This is a genomic window from Microbulbifer salipaludis, assembly GCF_017303155.1.
GTDB classification, from domain to species: domain Bacteria; phylum Pseudomonadota; class Gammaproteobacteria; order Pseudomonadales; family Cellvibrionaceae; genus Microbulbifer; species Microbulbifer salipaludis.
On record NZ_JAEKJR010000001.1, the window covers coordinates 1,009,815 to 1,028,215 of the forward strand.

General features: G+C 57.1%; 18 protein-coding genes. 4 read left to right on the forward strand and 14 right to left on the reverse strand.

The window, feature by feature from the left end:
• Window positions 1-45 precede the first annotated feature (45 nt).
• The 4 genes from JF535_RS04180 to JF535_RS04195 all read right to left on the reverse strand — a co-directional run bounded on the left by JF535_RS04180 (window position 46) and on the right by JF535_RS04195 (window position 5,043).
• Complete coding sequence (locus tag JF535_RS04180) at window positions 46-255, reverse strand: cold-shock protein (RefSeq protein WP_066960971.1); 210 nt, start codon at window positions 253-255, stop codon at window positions 46-48.
• Window positions 256-445: 190 nt separating this feature from the next.
• Window positions 446-2,335 (reverse strand): DUF4382 domain-containing protein, encoded by a 1,890-nt coding sequence (locus JF535_RS04185; RefSeq protein ID WP_206999420.1) that lies wholly within the window; start codon window positions 2,333-2,335, stop codon window positions 446-448.
• Window positions 2,336-2,492: 157 nt separating this feature from the next.
• The gene (locus tag JF535_RS04190; RefSeq protein ID WP_206999421.1) at window positions 2,493-4,100 is read right to left on the reverse strand and encodes an ABC-F family ATPase; all 1,608 of its coding nucleotides are present in this window, start codon (window positions 4,098-4,100) and stop codon (window positions 2,493-2,495) included.
• Window positions 4,101-4,242: 142 nt separating this feature from the next.
• A complete protein-coding gene (locus JF535_RS04195; protein WP_206999423.1) occupies window positions 4,243-5,043 on the reverse strand; it encodes a bestrophin-like domain in 801 nt (266 codons plus the stop codon).
• 178 nt (window positions 5,044-5,221) lie between these two features.
• Between JF535_RS04195 and JF535_RS04200 the strand changes: the two genes are divergently transcribed.
• On the forward strand, window positions 5,222-6,862 hold the full coding sequence (locus JF535_RS04200) for an acetolactate synthase large subunit (protein WP_340674115.1): 1,641 nt from the start codon (window positions 5,222-5,224) through the stop codon (window positions 6,860-6,862).
• 71 nt (window positions 6,863-6,933) lie between these two features.
• Here the strand turns inward: JF535_RS04200 and JF535_RS04205 are convergent, their stop codons facing one another.
• The 9 genes from JF535_RS04205 to JF535_RS04245 all read right to left on the reverse strand — a co-directional run bounded on the left by JF535_RS04205 (window position 6,934) and on the right by JF535_RS04245 (window position 14,295).
• Entirely contained in the window at window positions 6,934-7,665 is a 732-nt protein-coding gene (locus JF535_RS04205) for a polyamine aminopropyltransferase (RefSeq protein WP_206999428.1), read from the reverse strand.
• Window positions 7,666-7,701: 36 nt separating this feature from the next.
• Window positions 7,702-8,070 (reverse strand): PH domain-containing protein, encoded by a 369-nt coding sequence (locus JF535_RS04210; RefSeq protein WP_066960988.1) that lies wholly within the window; start codon window positions 8,068-8,070, stop codon window positions 7,702-7,704.
• Complete coding sequence (locus tag JF535_RS04215; RefSeq protein WP_206999431.1) at window positions 8,067-9,341, reverse strand: DEAD/DEAH box helicase; 1,275 nt, start codon at window positions 9,339-9,341, stop codon at window positions 8,067-8,069. The genes JF535_RS04210 and JF535_RS04215 overlap by 4 nt, the downstream gene beginning before the upstream one ends.
• 280 nt (window positions 9,342-9,621) lie before the next feature.
• Complete coding sequence (locus JF535_RS04220) at window positions 9,622-10,551, reverse strand: hypothetical protein (protein WP_206999433.1); 930 nt, start codon at window positions 10,549-10,551, stop codon at window positions 9,622-9,624.
• Between the two features lie 161 nt (window positions 10,552-10,712).
• Window positions 10,713-11,438 (reverse strand): SIMPL domain-containing protein, encoded by a 726-nt coding sequence (locus JF535_RS04225; RefSeq protein ID WP_206999435.1) that lies wholly within the window; start codon window positions 11,436-11,438, stop codon window positions 10,713-10,715.
• A gap of 165 nt (window positions 11,439-11,603) precedes the next feature.
• Entirely contained in the window at window positions 11,604-12,089 is a 486-nt protein-coding gene (locus tag JF535_RS04230; RefSeq protein ID WP_206999437.1) for an RDD family protein, read from the reverse strand.
• Window positions 12,090-12,460: 371 nt separating this feature from the next.
• A complete protein-coding gene (locus tag JF535_RS04235) occupies window positions 12,461-12,730 on the reverse strand; it encodes a hypothetical protein (protein WP_206999439.1) in 270 nt (89 codons plus the stop codon).
• Between the two features lie 267 nt (window positions 12,731-12,997).
• Window positions 12,998-13,297 (reverse strand): hypothetical protein, encoded by a 300-nt coding sequence (locus JF535_RS04240; protein WP_242523583.1) that lies wholly within the window; start codon window positions 13,295-13,297, stop codon window positions 12,998-13,000.
• Between the two features lie 71 nt (window positions 13,298-13,368).
• Window positions 13,369-14,295 carry a LysR family transcriptional regulator gene (locus tag JF535_RS04245; protein ID WP_206999440.1) on the reverse strand — a complete coding sequence of 309 codons (927 nt, stop codon included), beginning with the start codon at window positions 14,293-14,295 and terminating at the stop codon, window positions 13,369-13,371.
• 131 nt (window positions 14,296-14,426) lie between these two features.
• On the opposite strand from JF535_RS04245, the gene JF535_RS04250 reads away from it, so the two are divergent.
• A complete protein-coding gene (locus tag JF535_RS04250; protein WP_206999443.1) occupies window positions 14,427-15,455 on the forward strand; it encodes a Gfo/Idh/MocA family protein in 1,029 nt (342 codons plus the stop codon).
• Between the two features lie 29 nt (window positions 15,456-15,484).
• Window positions 15,485-16,228, forward strand: coding sequence for a type 1 glutamine amidotransferase domain-containing protein (locus JF535_RS04255; protein ID WP_206999445.1), 744 nt, complete (start codon window positions 15,485-15,487; stop codon window positions 16,226-16,228).
• A gap of 189 nt (window positions 16,229-16,417) precedes the next feature.
• Here JF535_RS04255 and JF535_RS04260 read toward each other — a convergent pair whose 3' ends face one another.
• A complete protein-coding gene (locus JF535_RS04260) occupies window positions 16,418-17,194 on the reverse strand; it encodes a nucleotidyltransferase domain-containing protein (RefSeq protein WP_206999447.1) in 777 nt (258 codons plus the stop codon).
• A 243-nt stretch (window positions 17,195-17,437) separates the two neighbouring features.
• Between JF535_RS04260 and JF535_RS04265 the strand changes: the two genes are divergently transcribed.
• Window positions 17,438-18,283 carry a hypothetical protein gene (locus tag JF535_RS04265; protein ID WP_206999449.1) on the forward strand — a complete coding sequence of 282 codons (846 nt, stop codon included), beginning with the start codon at window positions 17,438-17,440 and terminating at the stop codon, window positions 18,281-18,283.
• The last annotated feature ends 118 nt before the right edge of the window (window positions 18,284-18,401 follow it).

An 18,401-nucleotide genomic window follows, 5' to 3' on the forward strand; every position in this document is an offset into this window, starting at 1 on the left:
AACAAAAACGGGCCCCGAAGGGCCCGTTTTCACATCGGTAGGGTCTTATACCACTACGATGTTTTCAGCCTGCGGGCCTTTTTTGCCTTGAGTTACGGTGAACTCAACAGCTTGGCCTTCAGTCAGGGTGCGGAAGCCGCTGCTGGAGATGGCGCTGAAGTGAGCGAAAACGTCCGGACCGGACTGCTGCTCAATAAAACCAAAACCTTTTGCTTCGTCGAACCATTTAACGGTGCCAGTTACTGTATTAGACATATCTAATTTCCTGAAATTAAAAAGAGTGTTGCCTACGAGAGGCGGGTGGTGCTTGAGGTAAAGGCTCTTAGTAACTGCAGGTCACGGTAAATACAGAACGTGGCGTTGCGAGTACGACAGCGATGTAGCGGTATCAATAAAAGTCTTTCTTTCTAGCGGGGGCCACTTTATCGGGAAGTGGCCCTCCTGTCTATAAATTACGCAAGATCACTGACATTGTCATGAAATTAAACTGCCCGTCCCGGTAGCCACCGGCACCGTGCAGCAGCTTAACTTGGGCGCCATTGTCGAGCCTTGTGCCGAGATCGGTGGCGAAATTGGCGAAGTTGCCATGCATAGTGACCTCGCCGTCCTGCACCAGGGCAAAGACACCGCGGTCAAAGGCGGGGGCGATTTGGGGCTGTTCGGTCATCGCCAGCAGGTCGGTGCGAATGCCACCTCGACGCAGGTGGTGCGCCGTGCCGAGCAGTTCGGGGTCCAGATTGAGCTGCAGGCCGTTGGCATCCAGTTGCGTCAGGGCACTGTTGCTACCCTCTCCGGCCCAGCTTACCAACAGCTGAGCCGCGGCATTGCTGTAGTCCGCCACAGACACGGCATCGAAGTCCGCCGGTGCACTGCCGAAGGGGGTGGCAAAACCGCGGATACGCAGTGGGGCACCAGACGCCAGGCTGCCGGGATTCATTCCATCGAGGTTTATCTGGTAATGGGCGGGGTCGGCGTCGTTGTCCGGGTCGATACCGGTGCCGGTGAAGTCGAACAGGTCCACACCGCGGGCGCCGAAGGCCAGGGCGGTCACTTCCAGTTCGGCATCGGCCGAATGGTTGAGGGTGGCACTGACGCTGGTCAGGCGCAGGCGTACGGCGCCCTCGCTGGCATCCAGGCGCTCACCATCCCAGGTGCCCAAGGCACTGATGCGCTGGCCAACGGAGAGGCTGTCGGTCCCCAGCAACGCCATCGGGTAGCGGGACTTGCGCACGCGGGTGCTCTCGCCCAGCTGTAATGTCAGTGTGTCATTGAACACCACACTGCCATCGGCCCGAATCAGGCGAGCCCCCTTGAGGGTGACTTCATCGCCGCTACGCGCCACTACATGGCCGTGAACGGCATCCAGGGTGCCTCCTGGCAGGCTGCTGCCGGCATAAACGATCTCGGCGGTAAATACCTGCGTTTCCGCGTTGTAAGCGCCAAACGCGAGGGTTGCAGTGCCATTGGACTGCTCCGCCAGCGCACTCAGGCCGGTGGCGCCGGTGTAACTTTCCCCGTTGATGTCCCAGCTGGTTTCCGTGGTGGTGGCGATATTGATGCCCCCGAAGCGTCCTTCCTGACGGTAAAAGGGGCGCAGCGCCAGCCGGTAGCTATTGTCGGACTCATCCACATGGATCAGTGGGCCGCGGATACGGAATTCCTTCTGTTCGACGGGATCCAGGGCCGCCGTAAGTACCGGGTGCAGCTCCGCCCGCGCCGGTGAGACGCTGGTGTCTACCAGGTGAGACGCCGCCAGATTGAAATCTACCGTCAGCGAGGCCGGCACTCCCGGGGTGATGCTCAGGGGCTTCAGGGTATCGAATTGCAGGTCCAGGGTGACTTCCGTGACCGGCGCACCGCTGGCGTCCACAACCTGTGCCGGGGCGGCGCTGCCATCCACTTCCACCTGAATATCAGCGGCGCTGAAATCCAGGGTGATGGTGCTCGCGACGTAGTTGCCCACTGGCACAGTGGCTGCGGTGACCAGCTCCGAAAGCTCGACATACTGACTGAAGTCCACAGTGGTGGTGCGGGGTAACACCTCCACCATCGTGCCATCGCGGCGCTCCAGGCTCAGTGAGCGCACATCCACGGCGTAGCGCACAAAGTCGCCCTCGGCATCGGTCATGCTCACCAGTACCTGGCCGCATTCACTGGAGGTGGGGTCGTCGTCAGTGGTTTCGCACACCGCGCCACTGGGTGGGGGGATGTCGGCCTCGGGGGTTTGCGCGGTGTCGTCACTGCTGTTGCCGCTACCACAGGCGGTCAGCGCCAGCGCCAGCAGCAACGTGGAGAGAATGCGCCAAAGGCGCGAGGTGGAATTATGTTCGTTCATCGGTGGCTCCAATGGATTATTGTCACTCCTACTCAACGGGAGTGCCGGTCCATTGGTTGACAGACGAGTGGCAAAAGGCGGGAATTTAATCCCCGCGCTGCCTTCGTTATGCCTTCGTGATGCCTTTGCGGTGCGCCGCAGAGAGCGCCCAGCGGCCTCAGGCCGCGCGTGCTTCCGCCCGTGCCCGATCTGTCAGGTATTCGTCGTAGGTGCCCTGGAAATCCACCAGCTGGTGGTCTTTGATCTCCAGCACCCGGGTGGCCAGGGAGGAGACGAACTGGCGGTCGTGGCTGACGAAAATCAGGGTGCCCTCATACTGGCTCAGGGCCTTGTTGAGCGCCTCGATGGATTCCATATCCAGGTGGTTGGTGGGCTCGTCCATGATGAGCACGTTGGTGTCCATCATCATCAGCTTGCCGAACAGCAGGCGGTTCTTCTCCCCACCGGAGCACACCCGGGCCTTCTTGTTGGCGTCGTCTGCGGTAAACAGCAGGCGCCCGAGCATACCCCGCACCGCCAGATCGTCGTGCTTCGGGGTGCGCCACTGGGACATCCACTCGAAGATGGTCAGGTCGTTGTCAAAATCCGCGCTGCTGTCCTGCGGGCAGTAGCCGATGGCCGCGTTCTCGGACCACTTCACCACGCCGCTATTGGCCTGCAGCTGATCCACCAGGCAGCGCAGCAAGGTGGTCTTGCCCACACCGTTTTCGCCGATCACGGCGAGGCGGGCACCGGCCTCCAGAATCATCTCGCCACCGGCAAACAGGGTCTCACCGTCGTAGCCGTGGGCCAGATCTTCCAGAATCAGTGCCTGGCGGTGCAGTTTTTTGCACTGCTGGAACGTGATGTAGGGTTTGACGCGGCTGGAGGGTTTTACTTCCTCCAGCTTGATTTTTTCCATCTTCTTGGCGCGGGAGCTGGCCTGTTTGGCCTTGGAGGCATTGGCCGAGAAGCGGTTTACAAACGACTGCAGTTCTTCCAGCTCGGCGCTCTTCTTCGCGTTTTCCGCGTGCAGCTGGTCCTGAATCAGGGTGGAGGCCGCAACAAAATCCTCGTAGTTCCCGGGGAAGATACGCAGCTCGCCGTAATCGATATCCGCCATATGGGTGCAGACCTGATTCAGGAAGTGGCGATCGTGGGAAATGATGATCATGGTGGAGCGGCGCTGGTTCAGCACCTCCGCCAACCAGTGGATGGTGTGGATATCCAGGTTGTTGGTGGGCTCGTCCAGCAGCAGGATATCCGGGTCGGCAAACAGGGCCTGTGCCAGCAGCACGCGCACCTTCCAGCCCGGTGCCACCTGCTTCATGGAGCCGAAGTGCAGGGACTCCTCAATGCCCGCCTCCAGCAGGATCTCACCGGCGCGGCTCTCGGCGCTGTAGCCGTCCAGCTCGGCGAACTGGACCTCCAGGTCTGCCACGCGCATGCCTTCTGCTTCGCTCATTTCCGGCAGCGAATAGATACGGTCGCGCTCCTGCTTGATCGCCCACAGGCGGCTGTCGCCCATGATGACCGTGTCGACCACCGAGTACTCTTCAAACGCGAACTGGTCCTGGCTAAGCACACCGACGGTACAGCCGGGCTCGATGGACACATTGCCCGCAGACGGCGCCAGCGCACCACTCAGGATCTTCATGAAGGTGGACTTGCCACAGCCATTGGCACCGATCAGGCCATAGCGGTTGCCGTTGCCGAACTTGGCAGAGATGTTTTCAAACAGCGGCTGGGCACCAAACTGCATGGTGATATTGGCGGTGGTGATCAAGAGACTATTCCCGGAGGCAAGAAGGTGGGCGGTATTGCTGAGCGTTATCGCTGGTGGCCACCACAGGCGTGGCGGGCCGCGCACTATAAGGGCTGGCGGGCGGAGTGTCGAGAAAACCGTCTAAAAAGTGAGCGTCCCGCGGTCAGGGAGCCGCTTTCCGTTCCGCCTCCTGCAACTCCTGGCTGAGCTCGGACATGGGTGCCTGGTCGATGATGAGCCAGCCCTGGGCGGCGCGGTCGAGGTCGGCGATCAGCAGGATCACAATCGAAAAGGAGAACGCCAGGGCCAGATTGATTTGCAGCGAACCACGGCGCCCAGCGCCCAACTGGAAGCCGATGCCGAACATGGCCAGCGCGGTCACCAGGGCGAGCGCCCCCCACATGGGGGTCGGGATCCGGTAGCGGCTACCCACATAAATTCTGGAGGTGTTGAAATCAATCACCGTATTGAGGGAGTCGAGAAACTTGCCGAGGCGCACGGCATCGTATTGGGCATCGTTAAGCTCGGCCACAATGTTCCACAGCGCTTCGTGAATCGCCTTGCTGCGTGCCAGCAGTTGCGGGAGGCTCTCCGTATGTGTCGGATCGATATCGCGCAGCGTGGCATACTCGGCCAGCAGCGCGCGGGCTTCGCGCCGCTGCTGTAGGGGGAGCAGGTCTGCGCGCAGGTAGGTGGTGGATATGGCGTTTACTTCGTCCAGCAACAGTGCCTTGCGCTGGATAAAGCGTTCCGCGGTGGAGTTAAAAGTGAAGGCCAGCAGAAATGCGAGCAGGCCGAGAATCGCCGCCACCGCACTGCCGATAGAGGCGTCGCTGAGATTGCCATTGCGGACACTGCGCAAGCCGAGATGAGAGCCAACAAACATGGCCACCAGCACCAACAGGACGGATAGACCGCCGAATACTGGCAGTGAGAGCTGGTTCAGGGAATCGGTGAAGGCCATGCAGAAAATCCCGGTTTTCAGCAATATTGGCTCATTCCCCCGGGTTTTGCCCAAGCGGCGCGAGCCGGGGCCTGTTAGCCGCCACTCTGCTACCCTGCTAGTCAACCTGCGCCCGTGCGCTTGCGCGAAATAACGCGCCGGCCGGGTGCACAGTCAGTCAACCTTGGGGGTTATTGTGGTGAAAGCATCCGACTTGTTTGTTCGTGCGCTGGAAGCAGAAGGTGTGGAATTTGTATTCGGCATTCCCGGGGAAGAAAATCTCGATCTGCTGGAATCCCTGCGCGGCTCAAAAATCAAGTTGATCATCGGGCGTCACGAACAGGCAGCGGGCTTTATGGCGGCCACCTACGGCCGACTTACCGGCAACGCCGGCGTCTGTCTCTCCACCCTCGGCCCCGGTGCCACCAACCTGGTTACCGCAGCGGCCTACGCCCAGCTCGGCGCCATGCCCATGGTGATGGTAACCGGGCAGAAGCCGATCAAAAGCTCAAAACAAGGGCAGTTCCAGATTATCGACATCGTCGACATGATGCAGCCACTCACCAAGTTCACCAAGGTGATCGTCAGTGGCGACAATGTACCGGCGCACGTGCGCGAAGCCTTCCGGCACGCGGAGGAAGAGCGCCCCGGCGCCACCCATCTGGAATTGCCGGAAGACATTGCCCAGGAACACTCCACCATGCCGGTGCTGGAGCCCAGCTATACCCGCCGCCCCATCGCCGAAGAAAAAGCTGTGCGCCAGGCGGCCCAGGCAATCTCCGCCGCACGCAAACCACTGTTGCTGATCGGTGCCGGTGCCAATCGCAAGCTCACCGCCAAAATGCTGCGCGAGCTGGTGGAAAAGCTCGGCATTCCCGTGGTGACCACACAGATGGGCAAGGGTGTCATCGACGAGGCCAGCAGCCACTTTATTGGCAACACCGCGCTCTCCGATGGCGACTTCGTGCATCGCGCCATCGACCAGGCGGATCTCATCATCAACGTGGGCCACGACGTGGTAGAGAAACCGCCATTCTTCATGCGCCCCGGCGGTCCTGCCGTGGTGCATATCAATTTCAGTTCCGCAGAGGTAGACCCGGTGTACTTCCCGCAGATTGAAGTGGTCGGGGATATTGCCAACAGCCTGTGGCAGTTAAAGGAGCAGCTGGAGCCGCAGGACCACTGGAGTTTTGCCGACGCCCATCGCATTCGCAATGCGCTGCAAAAACACATACAGGAAGGTGCGCAGGACGACAGCTTCCCGGTCAAGCCGCAGCGGCTGGTGAAGGAGGTGCGCGAGGCGGTGCCCGCGGATGGCATCATCGCGCTGGACAATGGCATGTACAAAATCTGGTTTGCGCGCAATTACCAGGCGCATGCCCCCAACACCGTGCTGCTCGACAATGCCCTCGCCACCATGGGTGCCGGGCTGCCATCGGCCATGGCCGCCAAACTGGTCTACCCGGAGCGGAGCGTGCTCGCCATCTGTGGCGACGGCGGATTCATGATGAACTCACAAGAGCTTGAAACCGCGGTGCGCCTCAAGCTCGATCTGGTCATCCTGGTGCTGCGGGACGATGGCTACGGCATGATCAAATGGAAGCAGGCGCAGATGGACTTCCACGATTTCGGACTGGATTTCGGCAACCCGGATTTCGTCGCCTATGCACAATCCTATGGTGCCAGCGGCCACCGTATCGAGGCCACCGAAGAACTGCAGCCCACCATTGAGCGCTGTCGACAGGAGGGCGGCGTCCACCTGATCGACGTGCCGGTGGACTACCAGGACAACGACCGGATTCTCAATCGCGAGATTCGCGAGCTGTCGCGCAAGGTTTAATGGAAGGTCTGGTGACAGGTTGAGTGCCCGGTGTCGTGCTTGATCAGCGCTGGGCGGCGACCGTCACTTTGTCAGCCGCCTGTTCCCTTGCGGCAGACATACACGGAATTGGTGGAGTCGCCACTCATAAACGGGTTGTAGAACGACACCACGTGGGATTCCACCGTGTCAAACACCGTCTTCAGCAGCGCCTCAAACTGCGGGTCTGGCAGGTTCTGCGACCACATGGCAAACACGCCACCGGGCTTTAACTGTTGCGCCATCAGCGCCAGGTTTTCGGTGGTATAGAAACTGGCGTTGGCGGCATTCAGGTATTCCGTGGGGGAGTGATCGATATCCAGCAAAATGGCATCCAGCTTCTTGCCGGGGTGGTCCGGGTCAAAGCCAGTAGCGGGTGCCGTTGCCAGGTCAAAAAAACTGCCGTGCACATAGCGGTTTCTGGAGTCGGCGTTCAGCGTCTTGCCCAGTGGCACCAGCTCTGCCTTGTGCCAGCCAATCACCGTTTCCAGCGCGTCCACCACCAGCAATTCCGCCACGCGCGGATCCTGCAGCGCGGCCACGGCGGTATAACCCAGCCCCAGGCCGCCCACCACCACCTGCAGCTTGTCACCCTTGCACTGCGCCAAACCGAGGGTGGCCAGCGCTTCCTCTGCGGCCACGAACATGCTCGACATCAAAAACTCATCGCCCAGCTTTACCTCGTAGATATCCCGATCCCCCAGCGCGGGTATGCGCCTTCTGCGCAGGGAAATCTCCCCCAGGGGGGAAGGCTGGCTATCGATCTCTTCAAATAACAGGGACATGGCGGGCTCGTCTGGGTGGGTGGAAAGCGGTTGGGTTCAGAGGGCGTAGCGGCCAATATAATGGGCAATATCCATCAGCCGCGCCTTGCCGCTGAATTCAAAACGCACCTTGCCCAGTGCGGAAAAATACAGCTCCAGCTCACTGTCGATATCGAACGTGCCCGAGGTCTCCACCGAATAGGCGACGATGTTCTTGTAGGGCAGGGAAGTGAAATCCTTCTTGCTGCCGGTGATGCCCTGCACGTTGACCGCGATAATGCGCTTGCTGGTAAATACCACACCGTCGCGCATGGATTTGAAGGAATCCAGTATCTCTTCACCGTCGAGCAGCAGTGGCGCGACCTTTTCGGCAAAGCTCGGATTCTGCTTGAGTTTGAACAGGCTCTTATTTTCGAAGTCGATCATTTCTTTATGCTTCCCCAGGGAGTCGTTTGGGCGGGCTTGGACGTCTTGTCTGGCTTCGCCGCTGGACGGTCTTGTTTTACAGGCCTGGACGTTTTACCACTTTTCGGGCGGAAGTTTAAATTCGATGCGGGTAGGTCTTTCACCACCGGGAACGCATCTACAGTCACTCGCTCGATGATTTTGCCCAGCCGCCGCTCTACCGCACACAAGCGCTTGAAATCGTCCTTGGAAACCAGCGATACCGCCTCACCGGAGGAGCCGGCGCGGCCGGTGCGGCCGATGCGATGGATATACTCATCGGCATCGTCAGGCATATCGTAATTCACCACCCGCGCCAGCTCGTCGATATCAATACCGCGCGCGGCCACACCAGTCGCGACCAGAATCGGGATGGCACCGGATTTGAAATCCGCCAGTATCTTGGAGCGCGATGCCTGGCTCTTGCCGCCGTGAATGGACTCCGCCCGGATACCGCGTTTTTCCAGCTGGCTCACCAGCTTCGCCGCGCCGTGCTGGGTGCGGATAAAGATCAGCGCCTGGGTCCAGTGGCGCTCCTGCACCAGATGGCTGAGCAGGGCCGACTTGTTGTGCTTGTCCACCGCAATCAGCCATTGGGAAATCTTGGGCGCGGTTTTCTGGTGGCTGTCGATGGCGACTTCCAGCGGGTTGTCGACCACAGACTCCGCCAGTGACTTCACCTGTTTCGACAGGGTTGCCGAGAACAGCAGGCTCTGACGCTGTTGCGGCAGGCGCGCAATGATCTTGTCGAGGTCGTCGATAAACCCCATGTCCAGCATCCGGTCGGCTTCATCCAGCACCAGGATTTCCAGCTCATCGAAATACAGCGCGCGCTGGTGTGCCAGGTCCAGCAGGCGGCCGGGGGTAGCCACCACAATATCCACACCATCGATCAGCTGCTGCTTTTGCGGCGCCAGGTCCACACCGCCCACCATTGCCATGGACGCCACCGACAGATGCTTGCCGTATTGCTCGATATTGTCCTGCACCTGCAGGGCCAGTTCGCGGGTGGGCACCAGAATCAGCGCACGCAGGCGCTTTGCCCGGCGTGTGCGCGGGCCGGCGAGGGCGTCCAGCATGGGCAACACAAACGCGGCGGTCTTGCCGGTACCGGTCTGCGCCGTCGCAATCACATCCCGGCCGGCGCGAATGGCGGGCACCGCTTTGCGCTGAATCTCGGTGGGGGTGGTATAGCCTTTGTCTTCAAGGGCCTGCAGGATCGGGTCGCTCAATCCCAAGGTGTCGAATGTCATCTGGTGTCTCTATGGGGGTATGGGCCGGGCAGTGGTTGGCGGCGGGTTAACGGGCGGCATGGTAACAGTAAAGCCCACGGGCGGCGCCAGTCATTGCCGGGCGGCGTAGAACCGATAGGTCTAGTTAACGGGAGTGGTGGCGACGAACGGCCGGGCTGGTGGGGGAGGTCTTGAGGAAGGATATTCCTGCATCGGGTTGGCGCTGCCTGCCCCAAATCACCTGTCATCCCGTGATTTGGGGCGGGGCACGAACAGGCGGCTGGCCGCCTGGGGGCAATCGTTAGATATCGTAGGTAATACCGAAGGAGGATCGGTCGCCGAGCAGATCGTCCTGGTCGGACTTGATGTACTGGGTGCGGATACTGAATTTCTCGTTCATTTTGAACGTCAGCGTCGCACCGTAAGACAGGAAATCTTCCTCGAAGGCAATCGGCTCGCCGGCCGCATCAGTGGCGTCGGGGAACAGCGTGCTGCCATCTTCAATATTCTGCGACAGGTAGGAAGCGTTGAGCTTCAGCGCCACTTCACCGATAAAGCCCTGCAGGGATGGGTCCTGGATTTTGAACAGCCAGGTATTGGCCAGTTCCACATACGACCCCCAGTAGTGCTCGATTTCCAGCTCCTCCTGTTCGTTCACCTGGCGCAGACCGAGATACCGCATGCCGGCGGTCAGGCTCACTGCGCAGTTGCCGTCGCTGGGGTCGTTAAACTTGCAGAATTTACCGATGCGATAACGCCCGGCATATTTGAGATTGAAATTGAAGCGGCCCTGTTCCGGGTTGATAAGCTTGATCGCATTGACGTCTTCACTATCGACGCTGTCCGACACCTCGGACATATAAATGGTCAACGGCAGGGCAAGGTTCTCTCCGAGAATCAGATTGCCACGGTAGGGCGTAATCTTGATTTGCTGCTCACCGCCAGAGCCGGGCAGAATGGTGAAATCCTTAAACCACCCCTCAGTCGCTTTGGTATAGAGAATACCACCGCAGAACACGCTGGTGGACAGGGAGCACTCTTCCTGTCGGTCGGCTTCGTCGGCTTCTTCGCCACTGGTCAGGTACAGGCTTTTTTGTAGCAAATGGTGATCCACCATGGTGCGGCCGGTACTGCTTTTGCCATTCACGAAAGCCATGTTGGAAGAGTTTTCAAGCAGCTCGGAACCCAATGCGCTGGACGAAAGGAAAAGAAGGGCCCACAAATATTTCACGATATGTCCTTATCTATGTTGTGTGAGTTGCGTCACATTGATTTTGCGGGCTGATTCTATAGTTTGGCTCGAAAAATAACAGGTAAGTGAATGGCCACTACACGTGAATAAAGTGGATAAGTGAACTATTTATCTTCGTTTGGGTGGTGCGGCGGCGCGATTTACTTGAGCTCATAGATTGCCGTCACCCGTTGGCCCACCTTGATGAATTCAGGCACCGCCATAATCAGGTTCATACCGTACGCAGCGGAGGTTTTTGCGAGGCCGTATACTTCTGGGTTGTACTGCAGGGAAAAGATGGCGTAGGCCTCACCAAAGTTACTCTCCGTGGTAATACCGTAGACACTTTTTACCTTTCTGGACTGGGCCTGAGCGAGAGCATCGGCCTTTGCGCGTGCTTTTGCGCTCAGTTCCCTGATCATCTGGGCCTGGTGCTCCTCCTCATTATCGGTCTCAAAGAGCGCATCGATGTCCTGAACACCATCCAGCCTGACCAGCGTATTCATAATGCCCGGATAGTGTTCGAGGTCGGTTATCTTCAGGTTGAACCCCTGCTGAACTTCATAACCCAGGATCTCCAGGTTGTAGGCCCCGTCCTTTCTCGCCCGCTTGGTGTTCTTGTCGATCTGCGTGGATTCCAGTTGCGTGGCGAGCACACCGTACTTGCCCAGTGCCTCAAGCATTTGTGCCGCGCTCTGTGTAAGCTGCTGCATGGCCTCATTGGCGGATTCGTCATAGGCCAGGATACTGAAGCGCACCGTCGCAAAATCAGGCTTTACCTCCTTCTCCAATGTTTCTGTGACGATCACAAACGGAAAGTCCGGTACAGGATTCGCGGACGCGACGAGAGGAAGGAAAAGGGATATAGCGAAGAGCAATGCTTTCATGCGAGTTCCTCGTAGAGCGTGCTGCGGGGTCAGTCGCAAGCGCGCCGTAGCGTGTTGCGGAAAATGCGAGAAACTAGAGAGTTGGACTAAAACACTCTAGTAGGTACAGGTGAACCCCTGAGAGTCTTCCAATAATGCCCCAACTGGCGTCGGGGCATGTATCAATTAGCTCGATGCGACCTGATCATTTGCCGAAACTTTTTTCTCCGGGTTGACCACCACTGTTCTCGCCATCTTGTCGTGCCAGCCCTGCTTGCGCTCGTCCCAGGCTACCCACAGCAGCCCGAGTCCCAGAGGAATGGTGGAGATGAAATAGCCGAGATAACGGATGATGTATTGCTTCAGGCTGGGCTTGTCGCCGGTGGTGGCGTCGACGATTTTGGCTTCGAGGACCATTTTGCCGGGGGTGGCCTGCTTGTACACCCAGAAAGCAATGATCGCGATACACGGGAACACCCAGTTGATCAGCACATCGGCGGTGCCAAAGAAGAGCGCGTCGCTCTCTATGTAGGCCCAGCCGTAAATCAACAGCAGAAGCGGCAGGGTGATGACGATGATGATCAGGGTATCAATGATCGAGGCTCCCACGCGCGGCCAGAAGCCGGTGTATTCGAGTGGAATGTCTGGAGGGGGAGGACCGGCGGTGCGCATAACATTTACGTGTTGGCGGTGATGGGCTCCAAACAAGAAATGGAATGCGCATCAAATATTATTGTTGGCACCTTTTATAACACGTTGTTTTTGTGCTGGCGAGGCCGTGTAAGCGCGTGTAATTTTCGCAGTTTGCACTCACAAACCCTAGAGAGTATGTAAATATTGACCCTGTTCGCTGAGTGGAAATCCGACCGAGAATTTTTCGTCGCTTATTTTGGTTTGGCGTATTTGGCCGGTACGTGAATACAGTGGATAAGCGAACGATCCAGCTTAAATGGCTGGGCGAGCCGAATAGCGGATGTTGGCCTGCTGGGCTAACCGTGGTTAGCGCAGTGACCCGGATGCCGGAGCGTGGACTATGGGCGTACCTATGATGACTGCTGTTGCTTGCGCTGTTTGGCGAGTACCGCAACGAGCTCCTCGTATTTTGGCGTGCCGCCCAGTTGCGGTGCCACAACTGAAAGTAGAGCCAGTCCAAACGCACTAAACGCTAACTCTTCGGGGTTCAAATAGCCGAGGAAAAACAGGGCAATCAGTACCAGCGCAATGACGATCGCCATCAATCTGAACACAACAGCCTGCTTAACACGCGCTTCTGCCCTCTGTATTAGCTTCAATTCTCGTTCGCTAAGCATCATCTTTTCCTCGACAGCTTCAAAAATCTAAGCATGTAATACTGCACTTTGCCCGTCAGCTTCGCTAGCCCTGCGCGGAAAAGGATACATGATAGGTAACAATTCCTTTGGGCAAAGGGCCGCGTAATAACAGCGCCTGGAAATACTCCGGTGGCACCCCGGGGAGAATCAGCGCCTCCCTTGGCTCGAAGCCAAAGCGCTGATAATAGTTAGGGTCACCGAGCAAAACGCAGCCACCGGCATCTCCGTGCGGGTTAGCAACTTTTACGGTCAGGTGATGGCCCATGCGACGAGTGACAGCACCAACCCCGCCAGCAGGCAAATCAGCCCCTTGATCATCAGTGATTTCGCGTAGGAGGCTTCTTTGTAAATCAGTGCGTATGGAAGCCCAGTGATCGGGCCCAGAACAATCGACGACAGCCCCCAAACCCAGCGGCTGTTCCCCAGTGCCGTCAGTGCAGCCATCAGGCCACCGAACCAGAACAGCGTAAAGCCTATTACCAGAATGATGAATATGGGTATGGTCAGCCATTGATTGGCGAGAAATACCTCAAGAATTTTATGTTCCATAATGTTTCCTGCTGAATATTTTGGCGCGATTGTAGCAGGGCCGGAAGCAATATAGCGCAGCCGGAGCCGGGTCAGGATTTGACGCTTGGCCTTCCCGCCATCGCCGCCTTGATACGCTGGCGCAGCCAGGCCCGCAGCGGATCATCCTGGGTGCGCTGGTGCCAGATCTGCAGTATGTCCACGTCCGGTAATTTTACCGGGCAGGGGTAGGTCACCAGGTCGGGCAGGCTAAGGCAGGCCTGTTCCGCCACCGAGTTCAGGCAGGTGATCAGCAGGTCGCTGCCCTCGATGGTGGTGGCAGGGGACAGGAAGCTCGACAGCCCCGCCACGATGCGACGCTGGTGCCCGAGCTTGTGCAGTTTCTTGTCCACAATACCGTCCAGATCACCGGTCAGGGTAGTGACCAGATGCCCGCAGGCCAGGAACGCCTTGAGATCCAGTTTCCCTTGAATATGCCGGTTGTTGTCGCTCGCCAGTACACAGAAGCCTTCCTTGCGCACCTTTTGCTGGTAGAAGGAGGCGGGTAACTGCTCGAAGAAACCCGCGATAGCGATGTCGCAGGCACCGGTTTCCAGCTCGGAGCGCGGCAGGCGGCCGCGGGTGTTGTGAAACACCAGCTGCAGCCGGGGTGCCTGCTCACTGATCTCCGGCAGCAGCCTGGGGACCAGTAACTGCTCGATGAAGTCGGTACTAAAAATATGCACGCGGTCTTCCCGCTGTAGGAAGCTCTCTTCGTCGCAGTAGTCGTAAAAGGATTCCAGCGAGCGCACCAGCGCCTGGATTTGCGGTGCCAGCTGGTGTGCCCGCGGCGTCGGTGTCAGTCCGCGCGGGGCGCGGGCAAACAGGGTGTCGTCGAACTCACTGCGCAGCTTGGCCAGTTTGTGGCTCAGCGCTGGCTGGCTCAGGTTCATACGCTCCGCGGCCACCGAGGCGTTGCGCTCCTCGTACAGCACCTGGAACAGCTTGAGCAGGTTCAGGTCTTTGTTTCTGATATTCATATTTTGAAAGGCTGTAATTCAATGAATCGAATTATCTTATATCAGGATTCACCATAGCATGGCTCCAAATTCGGTAGCGGCTCGCACTAGCGGGGCAGGCTACCCCTCAAGCTAGTCTACGGAGAATTCAAATGTCCCTAATTCGATTCGGAGTCATCGGCAGCGGCATGATTGCCGCTGTTGTTGCGAAAGCGATCCAGCAATCAGCCAATGCCAGCCTGGTCGCGGTGGCGAGCCGTCGCCGTGAAAAGGCGCAGGAATTTGCCGCGGAGCACAGTGTGCCAATGGTATTCGACGATTGGCGGCAGCTGATTCAGGAAGACAGCGTCGATGCGGTTTACATCGCGACCCCTACCGCCGGCCGCGAGGAGATTTGCCTTGCCGCGTTGGAAGCGGGCAAACACCTGATCAGCGAAAAGCCATTCATCAGTAGCGATTCGGTCAAGCGCATTGCCGCACTCGCCTCCGCGAAAGGGCTGGCGTTTATGGATGCTACCCACTTCACCCACCATCCGCGGACGCAGACGGTGGTAGAGCACCAGCAGGCAGAGCTTGGCAACGTCAGCCGTATCCGTACTTCGTTCTTTTTCCCGTTCATGGATCGCAGCAACATTCGCTTTGACCCGGCCAAAGAGCCCACCGGCGCCGTGGGGGACATGGCCTGGTACAGCATGCGCGCCATCGTGGAATACATGCGTCCTGAATCCCCGGTGAAGGCCATGTACGGCGCGCTGCGCCGCGATGCACAAAGCGGCGCCGTTGTGGGAGGTGCTGGCTTAGTAGAATTTTCCAGCGGCCAGACGTCCAGCTTTGACTTCGGCTATGACGCCGGCGTGTGCCTGATGGACCTGGATATCATCGGTGAAACGGGGATGATCCAGCTGGACGACTTTGTGCTCGATTGGAAAGACGGATTTGCCTTCAGCAACCCGAAGCATGTGACGGGCTTTAATCTCAGGCAGGAAATGGCTACCCCGACGGAGTACCGGCGCGTACCGACCGAAACCGCGCAACCGCAGGTAGTTCACATGGTTGAGAATTTTGCCGCGCAGGTTCGGCAGAATGACAGAGAGCGCAATCAAGCGGTTGCCCATCGTGCAATAGAGACACAGGAGTTGCTCGACCAGTTTTGTGTTGCCACTGGTTTGCAGGACAACTGAATCACCTTCAATTCACAAGGAGTAAACGTATGAAAAAGCTCGTTTCGTTATTTATCGCACTCTGCCTGGCGACCACCGCAAGCCTCGCCCTGGCCGCGCCGCGGGTACTGATCGTGGCCACCAGCCACGAGCAGATGGGGGATACCGACGAGAAAACCGGCCTGTGGCTGTCGGAACTGACCCACCCCTACCACGAGCTCAAAAAGGCGGGCTTTGAGGTGGAAATCGCCAGCATCAAGGGCGGCGCGGTACCGGTGGACGCGCGCAGCCTGGCGGATGATGATGCGGTGAACTTTGAATTCCTCGCCAGCCCGCAAACCCGCAGCCTGCTGGACAACACCCGCAAGCTCGCGGATGTCAGCCCCAAGCGCTACCAGGCCATCCTGTTCGCCGGCGGCCACGGCACCGTGTGGGACTTCCCCAAGAGCCCCGCGGTGAACAGCGTCGCCTCCGCAATCTATGAAAGCGGCGGTTATGTGGCGGCACTGTGCCACGGCCCGGCCGCACTGCTGAACGTAACAGGCCCAGACGGCAAGCCGATTATTGCCGGCAAGAAAGTCGCGGGCTTCAGCAATGTGGAAGAAAAAGCCGTAGGCCTGGCAGAGGTAGTGCCCTACCTGCTGCAGGACGAACTGACCGCACTCGGCGCCAATTACCAGGAAGGCAAAGCGTGGGAAAGCTTCGTGGTAGTGGACGGCCGCATCATCACCGGCCAGAACCCGCAGTCTGCGGCGGAGCTGGGTCGGGTGCTGGCCAAGGCCCTGAAGAAGTAAACGCTAGCCAGTAAACGGAAAGAGCCCGGTGACTGCCTGTGTTGAGACTGACACAGGTGGTCACTGGGCTCTTTTGTATAGGCGAGAAGTAAAGTCCTCAATAGGGCCAAAGCGCGTCATTTTACGGAAGGCATTTGGCCTAGGTTGCGTCGAACAACATCCTCGGCTACATGTACTGGTGGTGCATTACTAATCCAGAGTCTCGTGGAATAGGCCGTTCAGGTCGCTCATGAAATCACCAGGTTTCTCTGAAGTGTCTGAAAATTGCTCCAGTCTCTCTAGCTCAGCTTCAATGAAGTGATTGAGCTCTGTAACTTTTGGTGCCAGCTCCTTTTCCAAACTTTTCTTTTTTTTCTCCAGCAACTCTGAAATATGACCATTTAGCGCTGTGCTATCACTTATCAATTTCCGCAGCGTCTCAAATTGAATTGGCGCAGGCTCTCGATATTTTTCTAGCCACATAATTGAAAGTAGAGGCCTTAGTACATAGAAGTACTTCTTGATAGGAACTAGATTCTCTCGGAGATAACTCCTGTAGTTCGTCTTTGCCATGCTTCGGTAGTGGTATATCCCTTTTCTAACGGAATATATGTCCGGGATCAGTTCCCTCGCTCTTTGAGAAAAGCTGCCGCGATCAATATATACAATGGGAGATTGCAGCCACTCTATAAAGGCAGGATTTGACTTGGCGAACAGCTTCAGCGCTTTTCTGACATCCCATCCATTGATGTCAATTTCATCAACAATCGGGTACTCAATAACATCTCTCTTGTCTTCGAGATCAACTGCCACGTACCAATCTTTGGGATGCGCGTAAATAAAGCGCACGTCATAGTCACTATTGGGAGATTCAAATCCCCAGGCTCGGCTACCTGACTCGACAGCATAGAGAACACGGACACCGTGTTCTTTCTCAGCTTTTTCGATTCTTGCAAGAATCTCTTCTTTGACAACATGTTCAATCATGGGTTTATTTGATTTCAATAAATGGGGGGCGACTCAAAATTTTGGTGCACATTAGCGCCTACTGATGCTTCGCTTCATTTAATCTGCGCCATTGGGCGCTCTTTTTCCTGGTCGCGAAGGCTTAACATTCGGTAGATATCATGGGGTGATAATTAGTGGCAGAATGTTGATCTGGCCCCATTTATTGCAGAGGGTGCCCCCCCTCACTCTAAGGCTTACTCTGGATTTGGTAAAGGTATCTGAATGTCCCGAAAATATTTTGGCCTTGATGAATATAAGAAAGATGCCCACTCAGTTTGGTTTAGATCGGAGGATGTTTCTGAGCTTGCCCAAATCATGATCAATGATTTTGGCAAAGAACCTGATGTCCTCAGTGCCTTAGATCGAGGTAAAGAATGGTTGTTCAAGGATCTCTGCAGATTGCAACCGAAAACTGGCGGGGTCTTAATGGAAGGTGGTGATTTGTTTATTGGAGGTGCTTGGCCTTTACAACCACCAAAGAAGGATGGTCTGCCACCAAGAGGGAAGCTATACCTCTATTTAGAGGTCCAGGGGCAACTTATCCAAATTGGAGTTCCTCGTCCCAGCATAATCAAGCGTCAAACGATGGCCGATGATTTACCATTGGAAGTTCGCGATGCGTATTACTGTAAGGGGATGCTTGATGGTCTTGCATTGGTTGAGGATGTCATTCCGCCATTAAATGGCCGGCTTTTACCAATGCCAGTGGCTTGTGGGTGGTCGATAATCCAGCACTGGGCTGAGCGGCTGAAGGTTGATGGCCTGCTTCTTCGAAAAATTGTTGAATCACTGGAGCTAGAGCAGGATTCCGATGGCAATCATTACGGCCTTAGAGCTTTCTTGGTCCAATCTCCCACTGGTAGTGTCGGTTTCTCTGACAGTGATGTTCTGTTTTTGCATCGAGGTAGGAGGCAGATTATCCATATGAAGAACGGTGACTTTCTATCCATGAGGATTCTTGATAGCTATAGTGAGGCCATTGATGAGTATTGTGCCCATACTATCTCTAGAAGGGCAGGTAGATTTAGTTTTGACCCTTACCTCGCTCAAGGGGGTTTGATAGCGTGATTTAGGTGGTGTGTTTTTGTGCGGCGCCCATTACTGAAAAATTAATAGCGCTGAAGCATGGTTTGGAAGGGGGCGGCGGACCATATGTGATCAACCGCGTTACGCAATGTTGGCTGAC